Below are 24,352 nucleotides of genomic sequence, written 5' to 3' on the forward strand. Positions count from 1 at the left end.
GCCGGACACACCAGCCCGGCCGCCCGCAACATACTTGACCGCCGGCCTCTCAGGCCGGCCCAGATCGGAACGACTGCCAGCCGGCCCCGCAGGCCGGTCTATGGATCGATGACCGCTCAGCGCAAGCGGAACAGCGCCGCACTGTGCGGCTGCAGCTTCGCCCGCAGGTGGTCTCCGGGCACGATGTCCGAGCGGTGCCAGCAGTCGCGCACCAGCTTCGGGCGTTCTAGCCCGAGGTCCGACCACGGCAGGTGCAGCTCGACCGCGTCTGCGCCGCGGTTGAAGACCGCTGCGAAGGCGCCGTCCTCCGAGGCCCAGGCCACGTGCCGGCCCTCGCGCCAGACCTCCTTGGCGCCCGCGCTGTGTCGCTGGGCCGCGAGTACTTCCGGGTTCGTCAGCAATTCGATCGTTTCATCGCCCGAACCTGGCAGGTCCGCGCCGACCATGAGCGGTGACCGGGCGATGCACCAGAGGGTGAGCATCGTCCGCTGCTCGTCGGGGGTCAGCAGGCTCTGCCGGGGCTCGCCGACTTCGGCGCGGATGCCCATGCGGCCCAACGGGAGCATGTCGGCGTCGGGCCAGTGGCCCGGGCCCGCGAAAGGGGCCCAGTCGCGCAGTAGGTCGAACTGGGCGTCGATGTCGCGCCAGCGGTCCCAGAGGTCCGCCGAGATTCGCCACAGGTGCGAGTGCTCCTGCAGGTGCAGGGCGTGCTCGGTGGAGAGGCTCATCCCCGGGGAGAGGCTGAGCACGATGTCGCGGTCAGCGCGGTCGACCGCGTGCCAGAACGCCTCCACCTCGTCCTCCCAGTAGGGCGCGATCATGTCGTCGGCTTTGATGAAGTCGACGCCCCATGCCGCGAACTGGCGGACCAGCGCGTCGTAGTAGGCCTGCCCGCCGGGGTGGGAGTGGTCGATGCCCCAGTTGTCGTCGACCCAGGAGGAGACCCGCTCGCGGTCGGGGATCTGCGCTGCCGAGTACTCGCTGCCCTTGATCGGGGTGTCCGCCGCGACTGCCTGGCGGGGCACGCCCCGCAGGATGTGGACGCCGAACTTCAGGCCCAGGGAGTGGACGTAGTCGGCCAGCGGTTTGAACCCGGCGCCCCCGGCGGAGGACGGGAAGCGGTTCGGGGCCGGCTGGGGGAGGCCGTATTCGTCGAGGGTGAGGCGGGTGCCGAGGTTGTAGCCGCCGGCGCGGGCCGCGGGGTCGTACCACTGGATGTCGACGACCACGTACTCCCAGCCGTGCCCGGCCATGTGCTCGGCGATGAATGCGGCGTTGGCGCGGATCTCGGCTTCGGTCACCGAAGTCCCGTACACGTCCCATGAATTCCAGCCCATGGGTGGCGTGGCAGCGAGTCGGGTCACAGAAACCTCCTCGGGGGTAGGGTTCCATTACGCTACTCGCGTATGCCGACGCCCATGATCACGCCTCCGGAAGGGCTTGCGGCCCTTGGATTCGGGTCGCTTGATCAGGCGAAAGAGGCGACCGGGGCGAAGTGCGGCGGCCCTGGCGCCGGCGGCTGGGCCCGCCGCGGCCCCGGCAATACCGCTTGGAGCAGGTGGACGGGGGTGCTGTACAGTGTTCACGGCGGTGCGCGCGAACGCACCTCCTGGCCAGGTAGCTCAGTTGGTACGAGCGACCGCCTGAAAAGCGGTAGGTCGCCGGTTCGATCCCGGCCCTGGCCACCAAAAAGAAAGCCCCGTTGAACTGCATCTTTGCGCAGTAGGCGGGGCTTTCGTCTGCCCGTTGGCAGACGACCCGTCCGTCATATGTCCGTTGCGGCGGCATCTCAGGATCCGAAACTGAGACAGCGACGAATCGGCGCAGCATCAGGGCCGAAAAACCGACCGTACTCGCCGCTCGGGCACGGCTTCCTCACCGGGCAGATCGCCTCGCCCGCGGACCTCGCCGACGACGACTGGCGCAGGGACAACCCGCGCTTCACCGCTGAGAACTTCCAGCGCAACCTGCGCATTGTCGACGAGGTGAAGGCCGTCGCGGCCGAGGCCGGAGCGACCCCGGCGCAGACCGCCCTCGCGTGGCTGCTCGCCCAAGGCGAGGACATCGCCCCGATCCCGGGCACCAATGCGCGTCCCGCGGGTCGAGGAGAACACTGCCGCCGACGCCGTCGCGCTCACCGCGGACCAGATCGAGCGGCTCAACCACCTGACGCCCGCCGCAGGCGAGCGCCGCGACGAGGCCAACATGGCCGCAATCGACTCCTGACCACACCCCCGGGCCGAATCTGCATAGGAGCTGGTTCATCACCGGAGCCGCGCGCGGCATGGGCATCGACATCGCCCGTGCCGCCCTCGACGCCGGCCACCGGGTCGTCGCGACCGCACGCGACGCGGCGAATGTGACGAAAGCACTGGGCGAGCACGAGCACCTGCTCGCGGTCTCGCTCGACGTCACCGACGAGGCCGCCGCCGACGCCGTGACCGCCGCGGCATTGGAGCGGTTCGGCCGCATCGACGTGCTCGTCAACAACGCCGGGAACTTCTACGCAGGCTTCTTCGAAGAGATCAGCAGATGAGGCGGGAGCGGAAGGCTTCGGCGACGGCGTGGGCGCGGTCGTGGACGTCGAGTTTGCGGAAGAGGCGTTTGGCGTGGCATTTGACGGTGTCGACGGAGAGGAACAGTTCGGCGGCGATCTGCACGTTCGACTTGCCTTCGCTCATGGCCCGCAGCACCTGGACTTCCCTGTCGGTCAACCGGTCGCGCACTATTTGCTTGGCCTGCAACGGGATTGCTGCGGCGGCGCGGACCGCGCCGGGGTAGGTGAGGATGATCGAGCGTGCGACGGAGGCGGTGAGCTGGTCGGGTTCGGAACTGAAGCCGCATATCAGCGCCTTCGCTCCCGAGGCCATCGCCCGGGAAGCGGTGAACGGTGAGATCGGGCCGGTCAGCACCACCTCGGTGTACTCGCATTCGGCGTGTATGGCGCTGGTGAACACGATCGGATCGGTGCCGGTGAACGCGAGGTCGGCCACGATGAGGTCGGCCGGGGCGCGCCGGTGCGCCTCGAAGAGCTCGGGCAGGTCGGCGACGGCCGTGACCGATCCTGCGATGCCCATGAACTCGGCGCAGGCGCCTATCTGATCCCGCGCGGATGCCGTTGCCAGTCCGACGATCAAGCTTCTCACCGTGAGCCGTCCTTTCCCGGAGGAGTGCGATCGCACGGGCGGATTCGGCGGGCGGCGGGCGGGCAGTGGCTGCGCGGAGGCTGAGCTGCGGGGAACAATGCGGATCCTGTCGTCTGAGGGCGCTTCGAACGCGTCCAAGGTGCTGCGGGCGCGGGGCGTCCGCGCGCGAGCGCGATTTGCTACGGCCGCAGACTGTTCGGCGCCGAAGCGTCACGCCACATAGATTTACGCTTCAGCGGGCGTCCGGTCGTTGGCGCCCGGGACAGCGTTTCGACCGTTCGGTTGTCGCCGGGAACAGTCCCGCTACTGGAGCCCGCAAGGCGAGTCGGTGGCGGCGTGGTGCCAGGGTCGGGGCCGCCTCCCTCGAGTCCGATTCGTCCTCACCTGCGGACTCCGTGGACGCGGTCGACGCTCAAGCGCAGTCGTGGAGGCCCCAGTAGGCGATCTCGACGGACTGGTCGTAGCCGACGGTGCGGCCTGGTTCAGGTTGCTGCGAGACGATCTCGCAGCCGTCCGGCTGGGCGCCGGCGAACAGGAGCGTCGACACCACCTGGACGTCGGCCCAGCCTTGCGATTGCAGATGGGATCGCGCCTCGGCGGCGTCCATGCCGGTCACGTTCGGCAGGAGCCCCGCGGTCGGGGCCGGCTGCTGGGCGCTCGAGGTCGGGAACGGCGAGGCCATGACCGTGCCGGGAGCCGGGGTGGGCGCGGCGGTGCTCGCCGGCGTCGGCTGGGTCGGCTCGTCGGCGCCCTTGACGGTGATGGCGGCGGTGGCGAGCGGTACGGCCTGAGATCTGAGCGCGACCGGCCCGGCCGGCGGCGCGGTGCCGGCGGGAGCCCAAGGGTGCGACATCGACACGCCCGCGATCAGAGCGGGCATGAGGACCGCCGCTGCCACGATCGCGGCCCGCTTCGGCCGCCGCGACCCTGTGCGCACGCCGACCGGGGGGACCGCAGTGGATCGCAGCCTCGCAGACGCGCACGCGGCGGCGAGGTCGTCCGACGTCGGCCAGCGCTCGTCCGGTTCCTTGCGGAGGCAGCGGGCGACGATCGCGGCGACCGCCTCCGGGATGTGTTCGGGCAGGGGCGGCGGCGCATCGTGCAGGTGCTTGTGGAGGACCTCCCGCGGGTCGTCCGCGGTGAACGGCGGCCTGCCGGTGAGGCATTCGTAGGCGACCGCGCCGAGCGCGTAGAGGTCGGAGGCGCCGCTGGCCTCGTTGCGGCTGATCTGCTCGGGCGACACGTAGCTGGTGGTGCCCATGATGTCGTCCGCCGAGGTCAGGCGGGCGTCGCCTTCTGCGAGCGAGATGCCGAAGTCGACGATGCGCAGGTTGCCGCCGGGTTCGACGAGCAGGTTGCTCGGCTTGATGTCGCGGTGGACGACGCCGCGTGCGTGGGCGATGGCGAGTGCGTCCGCGGCGGCGGTGAGGTGGCGCAGGGTCTCGTCGGGGGTCAGCGGTCCCCGCTCGTGGATGAGGGACGCCAGTGGAGTGCCGTCGATGAGTTCCATGATGATGAAACGCTCGGTCCAGATTCGGGAGACGTGTTCGCCGTAGTCGTAGACCTCCGGCAGTCCGGGGCCGCTGAGTCCTGCGAGGATCTTCGCCTCTCGCGCGAAACGGTCGCTCCCGCCGAGGGAGGAGCCGAGTCCGCGGCGCTGCAGTTTGACCGCCACTGCGCGTTCGAGGATCAGGTCGAAGCCGCGCCAGACTTCGCCCATGCCGCCTGCGGCGATGGGCCGGTCGAGGCGGTACCGCCCGGCGACGAGTGCTCCAGATTTCACAACTGTCTCCTCAGCATGCCGATGTCGAAAAGTGGGAGCTCGTCCGCGGACCGACGATCGGCATGGCCATGGACGTTACCTGCAATGCCGCCGATGGTCTGGTCGCCGGACGGTCGCCGAGTGGGAGCTGTTGCGCAGGCGCGCAACATGTTCCGTCCCGATCCCGCCGCATCGGTCGCCTCGGTGTTCACCCGAATGGGAGCCCTGCGGCGTCGCTGGCGCGCTGGTGGCGCTGACGAATGCGGCGGGCCCTCCCTCTGCCGGGTGGTTTTACGGGACCGGCGGAGGCTTCGGAGCGTGGCGGGCTCGGGCCGGTTCGACCGCTGATCCCCCGGCTGGTCGGTGTGCGACGTGACCCGCCGGGCCGAAGCGGTCCGACTCGGCGTGTCCGGCGCCCGCACCCGCTGCCCTATACATTGACGAGCGAGCGGGAGTTCGGTTATTGGCGGCAAGCACACCATCTCGAGCACCGCATTGTTCCCTGACACACCCCGACCATGAAGGTGAAGTGGCAATCGAAGTGCCGTTCGAGTCGACACGCACAGCAGCAGCGGAGGTCGTGAGAAGGATCGGCGACGGCTTTCCGGCTCTCGCCGAGCGGATGGCCGACCGGATATTCGCCGAGATCCCGATCTACGCCACCGGCGCCGTCGCTGCTCACGAGGTGGTCGCGGAGAACTGCCGAGTCAACACCGTCAGCGCGTTCGACCAGCTGACCACCTGCCGGCTCGACCTGTCCTCGCCGGCCAAGACCGGTCGCCTGCGGGCGCAGTCGGGCCTGCCGCTGGCGGACCTGCTCTCCTCGTTCCGGCTGGGCTACGACGTGGCACTGGAGGCGATCATCGAGGTCGCCCGCAGGCCGCCCGCGATCCCGTCGGACGCGGTCGTGAACCTCACCCGCAACTGGTTCACCCTGCACAACCTGGTGGGCGACACGGTGATCCACGCGTACCGGGAGGAGGCGCAGCACCTGCTCCTCACCAGGGAGCGCGAACGGACGGCATTGGTGAACGTCCTGCTGTCCGGTGACATCGGACCGGCCATGGTGGTCGATGTCGCGGGCCGGCTGCGGTTGCCGATCGAGGGCGTGTTCGTCGTCGTCGCGGCGGCGACCGTGCTCGGCAAGGACCCGCTGCCGCAGGCGGACGCGAGGATGGCCGCGGTCAATGTGGGGTCGGTCTGGCAGCTGACCCGGGAGGCGCTCGTCGGGGTGCTGTCACTGGAGAAGCAGGCCCGGATGCCGGCGGTGCTCGAGGTGCTCCAGGACCGCGCGACAGGGCCGATCGGCGTCAGCCCGATCTTCACCACACTGCGGCGCGCTCCCTGGGGCCTGGGACTGGCGCAACTGGTCCTGGAGCGGCATTCGGGGGCCGTCGCAGTCGAGCAGTTCCGCGACAGCCCCATGAACGTGCTCGTCGCGTCCGCGCCCGGCGCCGCGCAGGAGACTTCGCGAACCATCTTCGGCAGCCTCCTCGAGATGCCGGCCGATCGCCGGGACCTGCTCCTGACGACCTTTCGCACGTGGATCGATTCGGGTGGCTCGACGCCGGACACCGCGGCGATCCTGCACTGCCACCCGAACACCATTCGGCACCGCCTGCGGCGCATCGAGGAGGCGACCGGGAAGCTCCTGACCCACCCCGGCGACAGCGCCGAACTCGTCGCGGCCTGCCACGCCTGGACCCAACTCCCACCGCAATCCTGGACCTGACACCGAGCTCCGCGCAACTGGGTGCCAGGGAGGCAGAACAGGTGACCTTTGCGCCGTGTTGCAGGTCATGGCCGACCGGTCGGAGAAGGCGGCAGTCTGCGGACCGGGGTCGGCTCCGTTCGGTGGGCTTTCCACCGGTCCGCTCAGGAGCGGCCTGGTCCCGCGACCTCGATCTCCGGTCCTTCGACACCGCTGGCGACACGGGTTCGCGGGATCGGCGCTGATGTCGCGTCTTCCGGGCTCGCCGGGATCGCGTCGGGGGCGGCGTCGTGGATGACCGGGAGCCTCGTCCATCGGAGCAGGGTGCGGAGCTGGCCCGCGGCGTGCTGGGTCGCGGGGTCGGCGCCGCAGCGCAGGGCGGCTTCGAGCGCCCGGGTCTCGTTGGAGAGGCGCATGGCGCGGCTGCGCTGGTCGGCGAGTTCGATGACGGCTTCGCGGCGGCCTGTCTCGGAGAGCAGCACCAGGACCGGCCGGTGGCTGCCGACCTTCTCGCGCGCTTCGGCGCTGCCCGGCCGCGTACCGGGCACTTTCTCAAGGCGCACTTCCGAACGGACCCGGGCGAGGTCGAAGACTGTCGGTGCGCGGCGTCCGGGCTTCACGACGGTCAGTTCGGTGCCGTTGAGGTACAGCAGGTCACCCGCGCCGGCCCGGAGCGCGTAACCGAAACCGAGGGGGCCGATCAGGAAGACGAGCCCGAACACGACGCCGGAGCCCTCCCAGGAGAGCCCGGTTCCGCCGTTGCTGCGGGCGGTCGAGCTGTGGTAGTCGGTCCACTCGAAGCCGCCGTTCATGGTTCCCAGGACCACGGACACCGCTATGAGGGCGATCCCGAGGCAGGCCCCGCTGATCCGCATGCGGCGGACGAGGATCGAGGTGCGTTCGGGACCGAGGAAGGAACCGATTCGCGACTCCATGCGCTGGCCGCTGAACGATGTGCCGGACATTGCGAGATCTGATCCCATCGCGCGGGGGTTTCGATAGCCCGTCGATCCTAGCCGAGGACCGGGTTCGGACTGGGGTTCGGCGACGAGCAGGAGGCGAACGCCTGGCGGCGGGCGCTCACCGGGACGGCGTCACCATGCTTCGACCACGGCCTCGCCGTGGTCGGCCGTGCGCCAGCGCGCATCGAGTCGGCGCAGCCGGGAGGTGGCGGCGAGGCTGTGCACGTGGGCGACCTTGCAGCCGTCGAACTCGAAGACCGCCGCGGCGACGACGCGGTCCTGGAGTGCCGCGATGATCGCGGGTGAGCCGTTGACGACCGCCGTGTGCAGCGCGGGTGCACCGCCCAGGATCCGCCGCTTGGCGTCCGTGGGCTTGGCGAAGGCACGGAATGCGGCGGCCATGCTCTGGGGAGAGGGAAGCTCCAGGAGTTTCGCTGCAAGTCCCGCGCCGTCGGAGACGGCTGTGGCGTCATCGGTGAGGAGCGCGACCAGTTCGTCGGTGCGGCCGGAGACGGCGGCGGACAAGAACGCCTCGACGACGCGGCGTGCCTCATCCGGGTCGACCTCCCGGTCCGCGCGGCTCCCGGCGCCGATCCGGGCCCTCGCCCGGTGGAGGTGCTGGTGGCTCGCCGCCTCGGTGATGTCGAGCATCTCGGCGATATCACTGTGGCTGTACTTGAACGCCTCACGGAGGACATAGGCCGCGCGCTGGTGCGCGGTGAGGTCCCGCATCAGCGTGAGCACCGCCATCGACACCGACTCGCGCTGTACGGCGGTGTCGGCCGGGCCCAGCATCGGGTCGCCTTCCAGGAGCGGTTCCGGCAGCGTGTCCACCGGGCGTTCATGGCGGTGGTGCGCGGACCGGAGGCGGTCCACGCACAGGTTCGCCACGGTCTTCGTCAGCCACGCCTCGGGCACTTCGACATAGCCTCGGTCGGTCGCCTGCCATCGCAGGTACGCGTCCTGCACGACGTCCTCGGCGTCGGCGGCGGAACCGAGGAGGCGGTAGGCGAGCGAGGCCAGCCGGTCGCGTCCGGCCTCGAAGACGTCGGCGTCCATGCGTTCCAACCTATGTCGTCGCCCGCGCCGGCCGGGCCCGCACCCGCCGGGCCCGGACGGGCAGCTGCAGGTCCGCCCCGTCGACGTTGCGTGCGACGCTGCGCAGGGCCGCCTCCTTGAGCCGTGCGGCCGTCCGTCCTCCCAGGTACCAGCCGAATGACCGGACCCCGCCGTTCAGTGCCTGGATGATCGCGTCGCGCCGTCCGAGGCTGATGTGGTTGCCGTAGTGGATCGGCGGCAGTGCCAGCGCTCGGTGTCCCGTCAGCGCCGCGGTGAGGGTGTTGACCGCGGCCATGGCGGTGACGCCTGCTGTGTAGCACGACATCGGCAGGGCCAGTCCGCTGTTCGCGACGGCCCGCGCGGCGTCCCCGATCGCGAGCACCTCGGGGTGCGAGACGGACCGCATATCCCGGTCCACCAGGATCTGCCCGTTGTCGGCTGTGGACAGGGCGCTGGCGTCGGCGATTGGGTGGACGGCGAATCCGCCGGTCCACACGGTCGCATCAGCGGCGATCGCGGTCCCGTCCTCGGTGATGACCGCTCCAGGCTCGACGCGGGCGACGGCGGTATGGGGAAGGACGGTGACACCGAGGCGGTCGAAGGCGCGGGCCAGATGTCGCTGCGCGCCCGCCGAGAGCCACGCGCCGGGTTCACCCCGTGCGACGAGGGCGACGTCCAGGTGCGGATAGGACTCGGCGGTCTCGGTGACGCCTTCGATGCCGGTGAGGCCCTCGCCGACGAACAGGAGGTGCGAGCCCTCCGCCAGGGACCGCAGGCGGTCTCGGAGGAGCAGTGCGCCGGGTCGGCTCGCGATCTGGTGGGCGTGCTCGGCGGCACCGGGGACGCCGTTGTCGTTCACGGCGCTGCCGAGGGCGTACACCAGCGTGTCGTATCCGAGGATCTCGGTCCGGCCGTCGGGGTGGTCGAGGGCTACCGTGCGGGCATCGGCGTCGACAGCGGTGACACTGGCGATGCGCAGGTCCACGCCAGTGCCGGTGAACATTGCGGCGAGGAGGCGGGGTTCGAGGTCCTGCCCTGCGGCCACCTGGTGAAGGCGCATCCGCTCGACGAATCCGGATTCGGCGTTGACGAGGACGACCTCGGCGTCCTCGGGCGGGATACGGCGCGCGAGCAGGTTCGCGGCTTGGGCCCCGGCATACCCGGCGCCGAGAACGACGATGCGGTGCTTCATGGCGGTGCTCCTGTCTGGTTCGCGTGCCCCTAGAACGAGGCGGCGCGCGAAACTCTGACAGTCCCGACCGGTGAAGCACCTCACGCGAGGAGCGGGCAGGCTCGGTGGAGCCTGCCTCGGGTGTCTTCGTCCAGGGCGTTGACGGACTGCTTGCAGACGCGGTTCAGGGCGGTCGACGGTGCGCCTACACTGGTCGCGAATGTCCCCGACTCGCGGCGGGCGTCCGCCGATCACCGAGGGAACCGGCATGGCAACACGCAAGACCCTGCTCTCCGTGGCGGCCGACTCCTGGCCCGTCGCCAAGGACGAGCTGCTCCGCCACGTCGAGGACGCCGTCGAGGTCCGCCGCGTGGGCGAGGAGTCCGCCGTCCTCGAGGCCGCGCACACGACCGCGAAGGACGTCGCGGCCCTCGCCCGGCAGGTGCCGCTGGTCTTCCCCCGGCACCTCACCGACGTCGTCGCCGAGTACGACCACGCCACTACCGGCCTCGACTCGGTCATCGACTTCCTCGACCCGGCCGTGCGCGAGTTCCACGCCGGGCCCGAGGTCTCCCTGCAGATCTGGCTCAGCGGCAAGACCGCCTACAAGTTCAGCCGCCACGACGCCTGGGAGAACGCCGCGCAGGTCCTGATCGACCGCGGCTACCAGGTCACGCGCACCGGCAGTGCCGTCGCGGTCTCCATCTGCTTCACCCCCAAGACCGCGATCGTCGGCGTCAACCGGGTGGCCGACAGCCTCTCCTCCTGGCCCGGCGGCGAGGTGCGCCTCTCCAAGACCCCCGAGCAGGTCTCCCGCGCCGAGTTCAAGCTCGAGGAGCTGTTCAAGGCCCACCCGATCGACGCGGGCGTCGAGCCCAAGGGGCGCGCGCTCGACTACGGCGCGGCGCCGGGCGGCTGGACCCGGATCCTCGCCGAGCGCGGGTACCGCACCACCGCGGTCGACCCCGGTGACCTCGACCCGCGCGTCCTGAAGCTCCCCAATGTCGTCCACGAGCGGACGACCGCGGGGAACTTCCTGCGCGACACCAAGGACCGGTTCGACCTCATCGTGAACGACATGAAGATGAGCCCGGACCGCTCCAGCCGGTTCATGGTCGACTCGGCGCGGCTCCTCAACCCCTACGGCGCCGCCGTCACGACGTTGAAGACCGGCAGCCACCATGTGCTGGAGCAGATCGACGAGTCGTTCGCGATCCTCGGCGCCGCGTACGACATCGAGTTCGCGCGTCAGCTGCGGCACAACCGGAACGAGCTCACGGTGGTCCTCCGCCGGTTCGGCTGAGGCGCGGCGGCTCGGCCACCGGCATTCCTGGCCCGAATTGGGGATATAGGCTCCCGCCCTGTCATGACAGAGTTGTGACGGGGGGTTCTAGCGTTGCGAATCATTGGGGAACCGCCGAATTCAGGAGCCGTCGCATGAAGCCACTCCGCGATGACGAGCCGCGGGAGATCGGGCCCTACCGGGTCCTCGCCGAACTCGGCGAGGGAGGCATGGGCCGTGTCCTCCTCGCCGCCGCCGGCGACGGACAGCTGGTGGCGCTCAAGGTCATGCGCCCGCACCTCCTCCACGACCCGCAGTTCCGGTACCGGTTCCGCCGCGAGGTCATCACCTCCCGCGAAGTCGCCGCCAGCCGCTGGACCGCCGCCGTCCTCGCTTCGGACGAGCACGCGCCGGAGCCCTGGCTCGCGTCCGAGTTCTTCCACGGCCCGACCCTCGCCGAGGCGCTGAGCGCGAACGGGCCCTTGGACGAGGCGTCCGCGCGCCGCCTCATGCACGGCCTGGCCGCGGCGCTCGCCGAGATCCACTCCTACGGTGTGGTGCACCGGGACCTCAAGCCCTCCAACGTGATCCTCACCGAGGACGGCGTGCGCCTCATCGACTTCGGGATCGCCCGCATCACCGAGGAGGCCGGCGGCGACGCCTCGATCACCCAGACCGGCGCGGTCATCGGCGCGCCCGCGTTCATGTCGCCCGAGCAGGTGACGCGCCAGCCCGTCGGCCCCGCGTCCGACCTGTTCTCCTTGGGCACCACGATCATCACCGCGAGCACCGGCGCGAACCCCTTCGACTCCGAAGCGTTGTACGAGGTCATGAACCGCGTCGTCAACGGCGACGCCGGACTCGAGCGCCTCCCCGAGGCCCTGCGGTACCTCGTCGAACCGTGCGTGCGCAAGCAGGCCGACCAGCGCGTGAGCGCCGCCGAGCTCGTGCTGCGCATCGGCGAGCCGCTCGCCGCGCCGTGGCCGCCGGCCGTCGCCGCGATCGAGGAGCGGCAGCGCGCCGAGGTCGCGGACCTCGCCCGCCGCCACGGCTGGGACACCCAGGTGCGTCCCAACCGGACTGTCGTGATGTTCGGTCCGGGGATCGTCCAGGCCGGGTCGCAGCCGGGCCTGTCGGAGCCGTCGACGATCAGCTACGCGCCCGAGCCGCCCGCGTCGTACAACATGTCGGCGCCGCAGGGCTATTCGCCGGTTCCGGCGGCGCAGCCCGGGTACGCGCCGTCCGCGCCGGGATACGCCCCGAGCCCGGGGTACGCGCCCGTGGGCGGGCCGGTGCTGCCGCCTGGCGGTCCGTACTACCCGCCGCAGGGGCAGAAGCCGGACCGGACGGTCATGTACGCGGTGCTCGCGGTGCTGGCCGTGGTCGTCATCGCGCTGGTCGTGATCCTCCCCAACCTGGGCGGGAACGACGAGAAGGACCCGGATCTGGCGGGCGGCGACGGCGCTACGGAGGGGACCGCCACCGGCGACGACACCGGCGGGGGCGGCGAGGAGACCTCCGAGCCGGTCGAGACCGAGACGGACCCGGTGGTGAACGCCGCTGTCGGCGACTGCTTCTGGGACTACGGCGACGAGACCACCGCCGACCTCGAACCGTCCTATTGCGAGGACGGGAGCTTCGAGGTGGTGGAGGTCTTCCACGACACCACGGATCTGGCCTCGTGCGACGGGGTCGACAACATGACGACGAGCGTCTCCTCTTCGGAGGGGAACCTGGTGCTGTGCCTGAGTTTCCTGCACGCCAACGGGGAGGCGTACCACGCGGAGGTCGGCGAGTGCGTGTTCGGTCCGAACGACAGCGTCTCCGAGTGGTATCCGATCGACTGCCAGGAGGGCGCGTTCGAGGTGCTGGAGCGCCTTGAGGGCGTGAGCGATCCGGCGTCCTGCTCGGAGTCGGCGTATTACAACCAGAACTACACGTTCACGACCGCGCAGACCTATCTGGACGTGGTGCTGTGCCTGAGCATGATCTACCCCGACGACATGGGGTACGCGTCGCAGGACGACTGCATGTCGATGAGCGGCGACCCGGACGCCGGGACCGCGCTGTTCCACTTCGCGGACTGCGACGACGCCAACACGTATGTGACGGGCCGGATCGACGAGTACGAGAACCTGGACTGGTGCGGCGACGACGGCTGGAGCACTTGGGAGAGTTACGACTTCCCCGACCACGCCTACACGGTCTGCTGGCGGTACCTGTAGTTTCCGAAGTGGACAGGCGCGCTTCGCGGAAGGCTACAAAACCGTTGGGAGCGTGAGCATCCCGTGCCCGCCTGCCCGCCTATAGCGCGCGCAAGTGGGTTGGTATGATCATTCCAGACTTGTCTTCGAGGGGTATGGGCCCTGGCCGGCGGTGACGCCGGCCAGGGCCTGTTTTCATGCCCCGGCGATGCATCGTTAGTCACGCTAACGTCACTGCGGTAGGCTGCATGCATGGAGACCGACGCTGAACTGCGGTTCGACCGGGGCGACGAGACGCCCGAGCGCCTCAAGCGCCAGATCCAGCGCCTCATGGGCATGACCGGCGCGCAGATGGGCAAGGTCTCCGGCGCCGCGCTCGCCGAGGTCGGGGCCCGCCGGGACCACTTCGTGGTGCTCGCCGCGCTCGCCGAGTTCGGGCCCTCCAGCCAGTCGCAGATCGCCGACCGCACCCGCGTCTACCGCAGCGACCTCGTGGCGGTCCTCAACGAGCTCGAAGCCGCGGGCCAGATCCGGCGGTCCCCCGACCCGGCCGACAAGCGCCGCAACGTCATCACCCTCACCGACGCCGGCGGCGAGCGCCTCGCCGAACTCGACGCGGTCCTCGAAGTCGTGAACGAGCGGATCATGGCCCCGCTCAGCGGGACCGAGCGCCAAGAGCTGTTCCGGCTGCTCGGCCGCATCAACGCCCACCTCGCGGGCGACGCCTAGGACTCAGCGCAGGCGCCGCAGCACCTGCTCCTTGATTTGGGTGAACGGCGGGTACACGACGCGCATCGTGTCGGGCGCGAGCGGCTTGTCCAGCACCGACTTCGCGTGGCTGAACGTCTCGATCGAGGTCTTCCCGTGGTAGGCGCCGAGCCCGGAGTGCCCGACCCCGCCGAACGGCAGGCCCGGCACGTCGATGTGCGCCATCGGCACGTTGAAGCCGACCGCGCCGGACGCGGTGCGGGTGAGCAGCTTGCGCCGCGTCAGGTCCGAGTTCGTGAAGGCGTACAGCGCGAGGGGCTTCTCGCCCTTGTTGACGAAGGCGATCGCGTCGTCGAGGGTGTCCACGGTGAGGATCGGGAGGATCGGCCCGAAGACCTCCTCGCCCATCACGGCGTCCTCGGGCGTGATGTCGGCCAGCACGGTGGGCGCGATGTACTTCTGGTCGCGGTTGTGCCCGCCGCCGCACACGAGCCGGCCTTCGTCGAGGAACCGGGCGAGCCGGTCGAACGAGCGCTGGTCGATGATCCGGCCGAAGTCGGGGCTGTCGGCCGGGGCGTGCCCGTACATCTCCCGCACGGCCTCGGCGAGGTGCTTCTCCAGCTCGGGGCCGACGCCGTCGACGGCGAGCACGTAGTCGGGGGCGATGCAGGTCTGCCCGGCGTTCATGAACTTGCCCCACGCGATGCGGCGCGCGGCCGTCGCGAGGTCCGCGCCCGGTTCGACGATCGCCGGGCTCTTCCCGCCGAGTTCGAGCGTGACGGGGGTGAGGTGCTCGGCGGCGGCCTTCGCGACGATCTTGCCCACGCGCGCCGAACCGGTGAAGAAGATGTGGTCGACCCGTTCGCCTAGGAGCGCCTCGGTGGCCTTCGGCCCGCCCTGGATCACCGCGACCGCGTCCGGGTCGAGGTACTCGCCGATGAGCCGCTCGAGGACGGCCGCGGTCGTGTTCGCGGCCTCGCTCGGTTTCAGGACCACCGCGTTGCCGCAGGCCAGCGCGCCCGCGAGCGGGGCGAGGAGGAGCTGCACGGGGTAGTTGAACGGGCCGATGACGGTGACGACGCCGAGCGGTTCGCGGAGCACGTACGCCTTCGCGGGCTGCAGGTGCGGCGGCGTGTAGACCCGCTTGGGGCGGAACCAGGTGCGCAGGTGCTTGCGCAGGGCGCGCACTTCGGCGGCCACGAAGTCGATCTCGGCGAGGAACGACTCGGGCGCGGCTTTGCCGAGGTCGGCGCGGAGCGCGTCGGCGAGTTCGTCTCCGGCTTCGCGCACCATCCGGTCGAGGCCCTTGAGCTGCTCGAGCCGCCACGGCAGCGGTTTGGTGCGGCCCGTGGCGAAGTGCGAGCGCAGGCGCTCGACCGTGGAGTGGATCTCGTTGCCGGTCATGCCTTGAGCTTAGGGCCTGTCGGGTGGAACCGGAAGGCCGCGCTCGTCGCCCGCGACCCTCCCATGCTGCCAGGGACAATGGGGACGTTCAACGGTTTGTGGGCGGTTCCATCCGATCCGTGAACTGCACGGACCTGGGTCCCGTGTTGTGAAACCATGCGCCCATGGCCGCCGTCAAGAGAAACCCGCTGCTCTCCTGGACCGTGATCGCACCGATCCTGGGGATCGCGGTGCTGGCGATGGTCTGGGGCCGGGAGCTCGGGGCGGTGTGGGTGACGGTGGCGGCGGTGGCGCTCATCGCCACCGTGCTGGCGGCGGTGCATCACGCGGAGGTCGTCGCGCACCGGGTGGGGGAGCCGTACGGTTCGCTGGTCCTGGCGGTGGCGGTCACGGTCATCGAGGTGGCGCTGATCGTCACGGTGATGGCCGGCGGCGGTGAGGAGTCCTCGACGCTGGCGCGGGACACGGTGTTCGCGGCGGTCATGATCACGACGAACGGCATCGTGGGCATCGCCCTGCTCGTGGGCGCGCTCAAGTACGGGGTGACGCTGTTCAACCCGGAGGGTTCGGGGGCGGCCCTGGCGACGGTGGCGACGCTCGCGACGCTGGGCCTGGTCCTGCCGACGTTCACGACGAGCGAGTCCGGGCCCGAGTACTCGACCTCGCAGCTGGTCTTCGCGGCGATGGCGTCGCTGATCCTGTACGGCCTCTTCGTGTTCAACCAGACGGTGCGCCACCGCGACTTCTTCCTGCCGGTCACCCCTGACGGGGTGGTCGAGGAGGAGGAGCACGCCGACCCGCCGAGCGGGCGGACGGCGCTGCTGAGCCTGGTGATGCTCATGGTCGCGCTCGTGGGTGTGGTCGGGCTGGCGAAGATGGAGTCGCCCGCGATCAAGGCGGGGGTGCTCGCGGCGGGGTTCCCGGCTTCGTCGGTGGGTGTGGCGATCGCGCTGCTGGTGCTGCTGCCGGAGTCGATCGCGGCGATTCGCGCGGCCTCGCGCGAGCGCATCCAGACCAGCATCAACCTCGGCTACGGTTCGGCGATGGCCTCGATCGGCCTGACGATCCCGGTGATCGCGGTGGCCTCGTTCTTCATGGACGGCCCGCTGCTGCTGGGCTTGAGTTCGACGGAGATCGTGCTGCTGGGCCTCACCGTGGTGGTCAGCGTCCTGACGATCGTGCCCGGCCGGGCGACGCGCCTGCAGGGCGGCGTGCACCTGGTGCTGCTCGCGGCGTACCTGTTCCTCGCGATCAACCCTTAACGGGTCCAGACGTCCCAGCTCAGGCGGGCGAGGAGTCCGAGGACCACGACGACGAGGACGATGCGCACGAACTTGCTGCCCTTGGACATCGCGGTGTGGGCGCCGAACCAGGCGCCGAGCATCGCGCCGAGGCCCATGACGGCGCCGAGCAGCCACCAGACGTTGTCCTGGGCGGCGAAGACGACGAGCGCGCCGAGGTTGGTGGTCACGTTGACGACCTTGGTGTGGGCGGCGGCGGCCAGGAAGTCCATGCCGAGGATCGTCGTGAACGCGACGGCGAGGAAGATGCCGGTGCCGGGGCCGATCATGCCGTCGTAGAAGGCGATGACCAGGCCGCAGACGACCATGACGGCCGCGGCGCGCCACCGGGTGTGCAGTTCCGGTTTCGGCTCCAGGCCCAGCTGCGGTTTCGCGACGACGAGCACGAGCACGGCGAGGAGGATGGCGATGATGATGGGCTTCAACGCCTCCGAGGAGACCGCGAGCGCGGCGAGCGCCCCCGCGCCGGAACCGAGGAGCGCGAGCCCGACGGTGGGCCAGAGCAGGCGGTGCTCGAGCTTGATCTTGCGGGAGTAGGCGATCGCGGAAGTGGCGGTGCCGAAGACCGAGGCCATCTTGTTCGTGCCCAGCATGAGCGCGGTGGGCGCTGTGGGAAAGGCCACCAGGAGGACGGGGAGCTGGATGAGGCCGCCGCCGCCGACGACCGCGTCGACCCATCCGGCGAAGATCGCCGCGGCGATGAGCAGGGCGAACAGGCCGGGGTCAAGGTCGAAGGGCACCACGCCAAGTTACTTGCCGCGCGGCTGGCAGACACGCCGATGAGGTGAGGAACACGTGTCGGAGTGTAATCGTCTGATATCAACAGGTCATGGACATGACGAAGCCTATGACCCACTTGGTGAAACGCGGCTACGAGTATACGTTCGACCCCGATGAGCAGCAGCGGCGGAATCTGGAGGAGACGCTGGAAGCGGTTCGGGCCGTGTACAACTGGTCGCTTTCGGTGTTCCAGCGCGAATGGCGCGCCAGGGGGGAGAAGATCTCGTACGCGGAGATCTCGGCCCGTCTCACCAAGTGGAAGAACCTGCCCGCGAACCGGTGGGTGAAGGTCTATTCGTCCGTGCCGCTCCAGCAGATCGCCCGGCAGCTCCACACCGAGTACCACTCGTTCCTCAACGGCCGCAGCCGCGAGCCGGTGCCGAAGGAGCACGGCGAGCAGACGCAGCTCGTGTACTCGCGCGCCGGCTACTACCTCAAGGGGCGGGAGGTGAAGCTCGCGAAGCACAAGGCGCCGTTGGACATCATGTGGGGCCTGGAGCGGCCGAGCCGCGACGACATCACCTCGATCACCGTCAACCGCGAGCCGGACGGCCGCTGGAAGCTGTGGATCGTGGCCGAGGAGTTCATCGAGGTGCCTCGCCAGAAACCGCCGGAATGCGGCGAGTGCGGGCGCGTCCTGGAGGACTAGCCCCGCGAAGCGGACGGGCCCGGCGGTGCGAACCGCCGGGCCGCTTCGCGTCCGGGACCCGGGCGGGACGGACGCGGACCGGCCGCCGCGCCGGTGTCCTGACCGGTCCGGTTCGCGCGGGCGGGCCGACGGGTCCGGTTCGCGCGGGCGGGCCGACGGGTCCGGTTCGCGCGGGCGGGCCCGGTCGCTCCGCAGGCATGCGAAACGCCCGGCCGGGGTGCCCTTCCCAAGGCCCCGACCGGGCGGTCTGGCCCGGCCCGGCGTCCCTCGCGGGCGCACCGGGCCGGGCCGCTGTCGAAAAGCCGCGGGCCTGGCGGCTACTCCCCGCCCGCGGCTCTCAACGCGTCTGGCGTGCGGAGCCTCGCGGCTCCGCGATCTGCTGCTCGCGCAGCTCGGCCGTGCTGTTTGCGCAGCTCCGCCCTCTCTTACTTGCGCAGCTCCGCTCTCTACTACTTGCGCAGCTCCGCTACGGCGGCGGCGAGGCGCTTGCCGTAGTTCTCGTCGGCCTTCGCGAAGTTCGCGATGGCGCGCTCGATGATGTCCTCGCGGGTGACCTTCGCGATGAACCCGGAGAGGTTCGCGATGAGGCGGTCCTGCTCGTCCTCGGTCATGAGGCGGTAGAGCTTGCCGGCCTGCACGAAGTCGTCGTCCTCGGCGTGCTTCGGGGTCTCCCACTCGCCGGTCGTGCCGGTGAGCTGGGTCGGGCCCCACAGCGGCTGGCCGGTCTCGTACGGGCCGCCGAACGAGTTGGGCTCGTAGTTCTTCTGGCGGCCGTGGCGGCCGTCGTAGCCCTGGCCGTCGCGGTTGCCGTTGCGCGCCTCGGTGGCGTGCGGGCGGTTCACCGGCAGGTGGTCGGCGTTGATGCCGACGCGGTAGCGGTGCGCGTCGCCGTAGGCGAACAGGCGGCCCTGGAGCATCTTGTCCGGCGACGGGCCGATGCCCGGCACGAAGTGCGCGGGGGAGAAGATCGACTGCTCGACCTCGGCGAAGATGTTGTCCGGGTTGCGGTTGAGCTCGAGCTTGCCGATGGTGATGCGCGGGTAGTCCTCGTTCAGCCACACCTTGGTGAGGTCGAACGGGTTGTACCGGTAGCTCGCGGCCTCGGCGGCGGGCATGATCTGGACCTGCACGGTCCAGGACGGGTAGTCGCCGCGCTCGATGGACTCGCGCAGGTCGCGCTGGTGCGAGTCGGGGTCCTCGCCGGCGAGGCGGTTGGCCTCGTCCTGGGTGAGGTTCTTGATGCCCTGGTCGGTCTTGAAGTGGTACTTGACCCAGAACTGCTCGCCGGCCTCGTTGACCCACTGGAAGGTGTGGGAGCCGAAGCCGTCCATGTGGCGGTAGGACGCGGGGATGCCGCGGTCGCCGAAGAGCCAGGTCACCTGGTGGACCGACTCGGGGGAGAGGCTCCAGAAGTCCCAGACGTTGTCCGCCTCCTGCGAGCCGGTGTACGGGTCGCGCTTCTGGGTGTGGATGAAGTCGGGGAACTTGATGGCGTCGCGGATGAAGAACACCGGGGTGTTGTTGCCGACGAGGTCGTAGTTGCCCTCTTCGGTGTAGAACTTCAGGGCCCAGCCGCGCGGGTCACGGCGGGCGTCGGCGCCGCCGAGGGAGTCGGCCACTGTGGAGAAGCGCAGGAAGGTCTCGGTCTCCTTGCCCACCTGGGAAAGGAACTTGGCCTTCGTGTACTTCGTGACGTCGGCGGTCACGGTGAAGGTGCCGTAGGCGCCCGCGCCGCGGGCGTGGACGACGCGCTCGGGGATGCGCTCGCGGTTGAAGTGCGCCAGCTTCTCGAGCAGGACCTGGTCCTGGATGAGCAGGGGGCCGCCGACGCCGGCGGCCTCGCTCTGGTTGTTGCTGGAGATCGGCGCGCCGGACTCGGTGGTCAGCGGCCCGGCAGTGTTGTCGAACTGCTCGCTCATGCGGAGGCCCTTCTAGCTGTTCACGACTCTGTTTGTTTAAGACTCGATCCTAGCTTAGACTATGTCTAAACAAAGAACCAGTCCCGGGTAAGTAGTGCCACAGTGTTTCGCCTGCTAGAGTGGTATTCAATGCCCCGACCGCGTGAGAGAACCGTATGAGCGACCTCGTTACCCGACTCCGACGCCACAACTGGCGCATCACTCCGCAGCGGCGTGTCATCGCCGAGACGCTCGAGGGCTCCCACGTGCACTTCACCGCCGAGGAGATCCTGGAGCGCGCCGTCGAGCGCATGCCCGAGCTCTCGCGCGCCACGGTCTACAACACCCTCAACGAGATGGTCGCCCTCGGCGAGGTCCTCGAGCTCACCCTCGACGGTCGCTCGAAGCGGTACGACCCCAACGCCGACCACGAGCACCACCACCTCATCTGCGAGGGCTGCGGGCTCATGAAGGACGTGCACGCCATGGCGGACCCGGTGGACTGGCTCCCCGGCGACGAGCGCCACGGTTTCAGCGTCACTCGCGCGTCCATCACGTACCGGGGCCTGTGCCCCGAGTGCCAGGCAGCCGCTTCCTAAGGGGCGCAAGCCCGATCGAGCTCCATCGAGCGGCACCGGCGCGGCCGGACTGTCGCGCTCCAGTCGCGCTTCGGTGACGAAACGGTCTCGCTCGTCGTTTTGGCTTGCCTTGTCCCGTTCTGCTCCGATACGGTCGCGGGGCCGCCTCGCCCCGGATTCCCAGCGAGACCCCCGGCGGAAACGCTAGGTTCAGGCCGAGCCTGATCGCCCACGTGCAGGCCGCAGGCTCGCGCGCCCGACCGAAGGAGTCCGAAGTGGACCAGTTGCTGTCCTGGAACGACCAGTTCTGGGCCTGGGTGGTCATCCCGCTCATCGTCGTCACCAGCCTCCTCTACCTGGTCCTCACCAGGGGCGTGCAGTTCCGGTTGTTCGCGCAGATGATCAGGGGCCTGCGCGAGGACCCGGGCGAGGGCACCGAGGGGCACCGCAAGGTCTCGGCGTTTCAGGCGTTCGCGATCTCCTCGGCGGCGCGCGTGGGCACCGGCAACATCGTGGGCGTCTCCACCGCGATCGCGATCGGCGGGCCCGGCGCGGTGTTCTGGATGTGGATCATGGCGATCACGGTGGCCGCCACCGCGTTCGCGGAGTCGACGCTCGCGCAGGTCTACAAGGAGCGCACCCCCGAGGGGTTCAAGGGCGGGCCCTCGTTCTACATGAAGCACGGCCTCAAGGCGCCCTGGCTCGGCGCGGTCTTCGCCGTCATCCTCATCTTCACGTACCCGTTCTCCTTCAACATGGTGCAGGCCAACACGTTCACCGGCGCCGTCAACGACTCGCTCGACGGGATGGGCGTGGCCACCGGCGACACCACGACCTGGATCATCGCGATCGTCCTCGCGGTGGTCACCGCGTTCGTGGTCTTCGGCGGGCTCCAGCGCATCGCGCACTTCGCGCAGCTGGCCGTCCCGGCGATGGCCCTGGTCTACCTCGGCCTGGGCACCGCGATCGTCATCATCAACGCCGACCAGTTGCCCGGCGCGATCGCGAACATCATCGGCTCCGCGTTCGGCTTCGAGCAGTTCGCGGGCGCCGCGCTCGGCACCGTCATCATCCAGGGCGTGCGCCGCGGCATGTTCTCCAACGAGGGCGGCATGGGCTCGGCCCCGAACGCCGGCGCCACCGCCACCGTCAGCCACCCGGTCAAGCAGGGCCTCACGCAGGCGTTCGGCGTCTACTTCGACACGATCTTCATCTGCTCGATCTCGGCGTTCATCATCCTCACCACGAACCCGGTGTACGGGGACCCGAACGTCAACCTCGTCACGCGCGGCGTCGACGCCACCCTCGGCGGCTGGGCCCTCCAGGTCATGGCGCTCATCCTGGTGCTCTTCACCTTCACCTCGGTGGTGGGCAACTACTTCTACGGCGAGACCAGCATCCGCTACCTGCGCGACAACCGGTGGACCGTCGGCGCGCTGCGCGTCATCGTCGTCGGCCTCGTCCTCCTCGGCTCCGTCGCCTCGCTCGAGACGGTGTGGAGCATCGCGGACGTGACCATGGGCCTCATGGCCACGGTCAACCTCATCGCGGTCCTCGGCCTCACCGGCGTGGTCGTGAAGGTCCTGCGCGACTACGACCGCCAGCGCAAGGCCGGGCTCGACCCGGTCTTCACCCGCGAGTCCGTGCCCGGCCTCAGTGGACTCCAGGTGTGGGAGCCCGAGACCGCGGCGGTCGCGCCGGTCTCCGAAAAATGAGGAGTCGCCGAGTCGTCGCAGGCGCCTCGATAGGCTCACCGGTATGACGCAGTCGAAGGAACCGTGGAAGTCACCCATCTGGCGCTCCGAGCCCGCGTTCCTCTACTCGCGACGGTCGCTCGCCCGCTACGTCGGCCGCCCCGCCGCCGAGTTCCTCAAGATCGAGCCGGCGGCGGGCGTGGTGCTCGTGGTCTGCGCCGTGGTCGCCATGCTGTGGGCGAACTCGCCGTGGGCGGCCTCCTACGAGGCCGTGTGGGGCCTGGACATCACGTTCGCGTTCGGCGACTTCGAGCTCCACCACACGCTGCAGGACTGGATCAACGACGGCCTGATGGCCATCTTCTTCTTCGTCGTGGGCGTGGAGATCAAGAGCGAGATCGTCTCCGGTGAGCTCTCGAACCCGCGGAACGCGGTGCCGCCCATCGCCGCCGCCATCGGCGGCATGGCCGCCCCCGCGCTCATCTACGTCGCCCTGAACGCCGGGACCGCGGGCGAGGGCGGCTGGGGCATCCCGATGGCGACGGACATCGCGTTCGCGGTCGGCGTGCTCGCCCTCTTCGGCTCCCGCATCCCCTCGGCCGCCAGGATCTTCCTCCTCACCCTCGCGATCGTCGACGATCTCGGCGCGATCGCGGTGATCGCGATCTTCTACACCGACGACGTCTCCATGGCGTGGCTCGGGGCCGCCGGCGGGCTCATCGCCCTCGCGATCCTCCTGCGCGTCCTCAACGTCTGGTCCGGGCCCGTCTACCTGGTCATCGGTGTCCTGCTGTGGGTCGCCATGCTCGAGTCGGGCGTGCACGCCACCGTCGCGGGCGTCGTCATGGGCCTGATCATCTCCGCCCGGCCGCTGCTGGACCCCGAGATCGCCCATGAGCGGGCGCAGGAGATGGCCAAGGACGGGCTCACCGCGGAGGAGACCGAGCAGCTCGTCAAGTTCGCGCGCGACGCCGTGCCCCCGACCGAGCGCGTCCAGGCCCGCAACCACCGGTTCTCCTCGTTCGTGGTGCTCCCGCTGTTCGCGCTCGCGAACGCGGGCGTGGCCCTCTCCAGCGACCTGTTCGCCACGGCGATGACCTCCACGGTGACGCTGGGGATCATCCTGGGCCTCGTCGTCGGCAAGCTCGTCGGCATCACAGCGGTCACGTGGGTCGTGGTGAAACTCGGCTGGGGCCGCATGCCGACCGGCACGACCTGGCCGCTCCTGGCCGCGATCGCGATGGTCGCGGGCATCGGCTTCACGGTCGCCCTGTTCATCACCGAGCTCGCGTTCCGCGGCGGGGAGGCCGCGCTCCTGACCGACGAGGGCAAGATCGGCGTCCTGTGCGCGTCGTTCCTGGCCGCCCTCCTCGGCGCCCTCGCCGTGCACCTGGCCGCCCCGAAGACCGCGCAGCCCGACGACGCCGACGAGGACGAGCGGGCTGTGGAGGACGCCGCCAACGCGGGGTTAGGCTTGGCCCACTGCTGTTCACAGCGACTCGAACCTAGAGTGAGACCCGACTTTTGGAGGGACGCCGTCTTGGCTCCGCAGAATCTCATGTCCCAGCCTCCGGCGACGAAGATGCCCGAGGACACCGAGGCCAGGAAGTTCCTCGACGAGCACACGCCCGAGGACACCGTGCGCCGCTACCCGTGGTTCTGCGCCGCTTGGGCCCGGCTGGCGAAGAACGCCCTGGAGTCGGGCGACGACGTCGCCGCCTACGCGTACGCGCGCACCGGCTACCACCGCGGCCTCGACCAGCTGCGCCGCAGCGGCTGGAAGGGCCACGGCCCGATCCCGTGGGACCACAAGCCCAACCGCGGGTTCCTCAAGTCCCTGCACCAGCTCTCGCGCGCCGCGGCGGCCATCGGCGAATCCGATGAGGCGGCCCGCTGCGCCCAGTTCCTGCGCGACTCGGACCCGGCCGCGGCCGACGCCCTGACGTAGTCCGCATCAACGACGACGGGGGGCGGGGGGGCCGGGGGGCGCGCCCCCCGCGGGGGGGGGGGGGGGGGGGGGGGCGCGGGGGGGGGGGGAGCAGG

The 24,352-nt window shown here is 70.0% G+C and carries 18 protein-coding genes, 1 tRNA gene and 2 pseudogenes; 12 read left to right on the forward strand and 9 right to left on the reverse strand.

Features of this window, described 5'->3' with window-relative positions:
• Positions 1-116: 116 nt before the first annotated feature.
• Entirely contained in the window at positions 117-1,364 is a 1,248-nt protein-coding gene (locus O2L52_RS21940; protein ID WP_270118244.1) for a glycoside hydrolase family 27 protein, read from the reverse strand.
• Positions 1,365-1,611: 247 nt separating this feature from the next.
• Between O2L52_RS21940 and O2L52_RS21945 the strand changes: the two genes are divergently transcribed.
• The 3 genes and pseudogenes from O2L52_RS21945 to O2L52_RS21955 all read left to right on the forward strand — a co-directional run.
• Positions 1,612-1,688: transfer RNA gene (locus tag O2L52_RS21945), tRNA-Phe, on the forward strand.
• Between the two features lie 108 nt (positions 1,689-1,796).
• Positions 1,797-2,226 (forward strand): annotated as a pseudogene (locus O2L52_RS25510) (aldo/keto reductase); the annotation flags it as partial.
• A gap of 19 nt (positions 2,227-2,245) precedes the next feature.
• A pseudogene (locus tag O2L52_RS21955) lies at positions 2,246-2,530 on the forward strand (SDR family NAD(P)-dependent oxidoreductase); the annotation flags it as partial.
• On the opposite strand, the gene O2L52_RS25340 reads toward O2L52_RS21955, so the two are convergent.
• Both O2L52_RS25340 and O2L52_RS21965 read right to left on the reverse strand, forming a co-directional pair.
• Positions 2,526-3,146 (reverse strand): response regulator transcription factor, encoded by a 621-nt coding sequence (locus tag O2L52_RS25340; RefSeq protein WP_309299863.1) that lies wholly within the window; start codon positions 3,144-3,146, stop codon positions 2,526-2,528. The pseudogene O2L52_RS21955 and the gene O2L52_RS25340 overlap by 5 nt on opposite strands.
• A gap of 412 nt (positions 3,147-3,558) precedes the next feature.
• Positions 3,559-4,929, reverse strand: coding sequence for a serine/threonine protein kinase (locus O2L52_RS21965; RefSeq protein ID WP_270118247.1), 1,371 nt, complete (start codon positions 4,927-4,929; stop codon positions 3,559-3,561).
• Between the two features lie 508 nt (positions 4,930-5,437).
• On the opposite strand from O2L52_RS21965, the gene O2L52_RS21970 reads away from it, so the two are divergent.
• Positions 5,438-6,640 carry a helix-turn-helix domain-containing protein gene (locus O2L52_RS21970; protein ID WP_270118248.1) on the forward strand — a complete coding sequence of 401 codons (1,203 nt, stop codon included), beginning with the start codon at positions 5,438-5,440 and terminating at the stop codon, positions 6,638-6,640.
• A 143-nt stretch (positions 6,641-6,783) separates the two neighbouring features.
• Here O2L52_RS21970 and O2L52_RS21975 read toward each other — a convergent pair whose 3' ends face one another.
• The 3 genes from O2L52_RS21975 to O2L52_RS21985 all read right to left on the reverse strand — a co-directional run bounded on the left by O2L52_RS21975 (position 6,784) and on the right by O2L52_RS21985 (position 9,832).
• Positions 6,784-7,584, reverse strand: coding sequence for a hypothetical protein (locus O2L52_RS21975; RefSeq protein WP_270118249.1), 801 nt, complete (start codon positions 7,582-7,584; stop codon positions 6,784-6,786).
• Positions 7,585-7,713: 129 nt separating this feature from the next.
• Positions 7,714-8,649: a sigma-70 family RNA polymerase sigma factor gene (locus O2L52_RS21980; protein ID WP_373897006.1), complete on the reverse strand. Its 936-nt coding sequence runs from the start codon at positions 8,647-8,649 to the stop codon at positions 7,714-7,716.
• Position 8,650: 1 nt separating this feature from the next.
• Positions 8,651-9,832 carry an NAD(P)/FAD-dependent oxidoreductase gene (locus O2L52_RS21985; RefSeq protein ID WP_270118251.1) on the reverse strand — a complete coding sequence of 394 codons (1,182 nt, stop codon included), beginning with the start codon at positions 9,830-9,832 and terminating at the stop codon, positions 8,651-8,653.
• A gap of 247 nt (positions 9,833-10,079) precedes the next feature.
• Between O2L52_RS21985 and O2L52_RS21990 the strand changes: the two genes are divergently transcribed.
• The 3 genes from O2L52_RS21990 to O2L52_RS22000 all read left to right on the forward strand — a co-directional run bounded on the left by O2L52_RS21990 (position 10,080) and on the right by O2L52_RS22000 (position 14,026).
• Positions 10,080-11,114, forward strand: a complete 1,035-nt coding sequence (locus O2L52_RS21990) for an SAM-dependent methyltransferase (RefSeq protein ID WP_270118252.1) — start codon at positions 10,080-10,082, stop codon at positions 11,112-11,114.
• A 134-nt stretch (positions 11,115-11,248) separates the two neighbouring features.
• On the forward strand, positions 11,249-13,318 hold the full coding sequence (locus O2L52_RS21995; protein ID WP_270118253.1) for a serine/threonine protein kinase: 2,070 nt from the start codon (positions 11,249-11,251) through the stop codon (positions 13,316-13,318).
• Between the two features lie 231 nt (positions 13,319-13,549).
• Positions 13,550-14,026: a MarR family winged helix-turn-helix transcriptional regulator gene (locus O2L52_RS22000; protein ID WP_270118255.1), complete on the forward strand. Its 477-nt coding sequence runs from the start codon at positions 13,550-13,552 to the stop codon at positions 14,024-14,026.
• A gap of 3 nt (positions 14,027-14,029) precedes the next feature.
• Here the strand turns inward: O2L52_RS22000 and O2L52_RS22005 are convergent, their stop codons facing one another.
• On the reverse strand, positions 14,030-15,409 hold the full coding sequence (locus O2L52_RS22005) for an aldehyde dehydrogenase family protein (RefSeq protein ID WP_270118256.1): 1,380 nt from the start codon (positions 15,407-15,409) through the stop codon (positions 14,030-14,032).
• Between the two features lie 164 nt (positions 15,410-15,573).
• Between O2L52_RS22005 and O2L52_RS22010 the strand changes: the two genes are divergently transcribed.
• Positions 15,574-16,671 carry a calcium:cation antiporter gene (locus O2L52_RS22010; RefSeq protein WP_270118257.1) on the forward strand — a complete coding sequence of 366 codons (1,098 nt, stop codon included), beginning with the start codon at positions 15,574-15,576 and terminating at the stop codon, positions 16,669-16,671.
• Here the strand turns inward: O2L52_RS22010 and O2L52_RS22015 are convergent.
• Positions 16,668-17,450, reverse strand: coding sequence for a sulfite exporter TauE/SafE family protein (locus O2L52_RS22015; RefSeq protein ID WP_270118258.1), 783 nt, complete (start codon positions 17,448-17,450; stop codon positions 16,668-16,670). The genes O2L52_RS22010 and O2L52_RS22015 overlap by 4 nt on opposite strands.
• Positions 17,451-17,539: 89 nt before the next feature.
• On the opposite strand from O2L52_RS22015, the gene O2L52_RS22020 reads away from it, so the two are divergent.
• Entirely contained in the window at positions 17,540-18,139 is a 600-nt protein-coding gene (locus O2L52_RS22020; protein ID WP_270118259.1) for a transposase, read from the forward strand.
• Positions 18,140-18,588: 449 nt separating this feature from the next.
• Here O2L52_RS22020 and O2L52_RS22025 read toward each other — a convergent pair whose 3' ends face one another.
• Positions 18,589-20,058 (reverse strand): catalase, encoded by a 1,470-nt coding sequence (locus O2L52_RS22025; protein WP_270118260.1) that lies wholly within the window; start codon positions 20,056-20,058, stop codon positions 18,589-18,591.
• A 155-nt stretch (positions 20,059-20,213) separates the two neighbouring features.
• Here O2L52_RS22025 and O2L52_RS22030 point away from each other — a divergent pair, with 155 nt between their 5' ends.
• The 3 genes from O2L52_RS22030 (at position 20,214) to nhaA (ending at position 24,257) form a co-directional block, all read left to right on the forward strand.
• Entirely contained in the window at positions 20,214-20,636 is a 423-nt protein-coding gene (locus O2L52_RS22030; RefSeq protein ID WP_270118261.1) for a Fur family transcriptional regulator, read from the forward strand.
• Between the two features lie 254 nt (positions 20,637-20,890).
• On the forward strand, positions 20,891-22,330 hold the full coding sequence (locus O2L52_RS22035; RefSeq protein WP_270118262.1) for an alanine/glycine:cation symporter family protein: 1,440 nt from the start codon (positions 20,891-20,893) through the stop codon (positions 22,328-22,330).
• 43 nt (positions 22,331-22,373) lie between these two features.
• Positions 22,374-24,257 (forward strand): Na+/H+ antiporter NhaA, encoded by a 1,884-nt coding sequence (gene nhaA, locus O2L52_RS22040; protein ID WP_270118263.1) that lies wholly within the window; start codon positions 22,374-22,376, stop codon positions 24,255-24,257.
• Positions 24,258-24,352 lie beyond the last annotated feature (95 nt).

The organism is Glycomyces algeriensis (genome assembly GCF_027622855.1).
In the GTDB taxonomy this organism is placed as follows: Bacteria; Actinomycetota; Actinomycetes; order Mycobacteriales; family Micromonosporaceae; genus Glycomyces; species Glycomyces algeriensis.

What these genes read in the sequence shown, in the direction of transcription:
- O2L52_RS21975 (WP_270118249.1), bottom strand. Translation starts at nt 7,584, where the DNA reads ATGTCCGGCACATCGTTCAGCGGCCAGCGCATGGAGTCGCGAATCGGT.
- O2L52_RS21985 (WP_270118251.1), bottom strand. Translation starts at nt 9,832, where the DNA reads ATGAAGCACCGCATCGTCGTTCTCGGCGCCGGGTATGCCGGGGCCCAA.
- O2L52_RS21990 (WP_270118252.1), top strand. Translation starts at nt 10,080, where the DNA reads ATGGCAACACGCAAGACCCTGCTCTCCGTGGCGGCCGACTCCTGGCCC.
- O2L52_RS21995 (WP_270118253.1), top strand. Translation starts at nt 11,249, where the DNA reads ATGAAGCCACTCCGCGATGACGAGCCGCGGGAGATCGGGCCCTACCGG.
- O2L52_RS22000 (WP_270118255.1), top strand. Translation starts at nt 13,550, where the DNA reads ATGGAGACCGACGCTGAACTGCGGTTCGACCGGGGCGACGAGACGCCC.
- O2L52_RS22005 (WP_270118256.1), bottom strand. Translation starts at nt 15,409, where the DNA reads ATGACCGGCAACGAGATCCACTCCACGGTCGAGCGCCTGCGCTCGCAC.
- O2L52_RS22010 (WP_270118257.1), top strand. Translation starts at nt 15,574, where the DNA reads ATGGCCGCCGTCAAGAGAAACCCGCTGCTCTCCTGGACCGTGATCGCA.
- O2L52_RS22020 (WP_270118259.1), top strand. Translation starts at nt 17,540, where the DNA reads ATGGACATGACGAAGCCTATGACCCACTTGGTGAAACGCGGCTACGAG.
- O2L52_RS22025 (WP_270118260.1), bottom strand. Translation starts at nt 20,058, where the DNA reads ATGAGCGAGCAGTTCGACAACACTGCCGGGCCGCTGACCACCGAGTCC.
- O2L52_RS22030 (WP_270118261.1), top strand. Translation starts at nt 20,214, where the DNA reads ATGAGCGACCTCGTTACCCGACTCCGACGCCACAACTGGCGCATCACT.
- nhaA (WP_270118263.1), top strand. Translation starts at nt 22,374, where the DNA reads ATGACGCAGTCGAAGGAACCGTGGAAGTCACCCATCTGGCGCTCCGAG.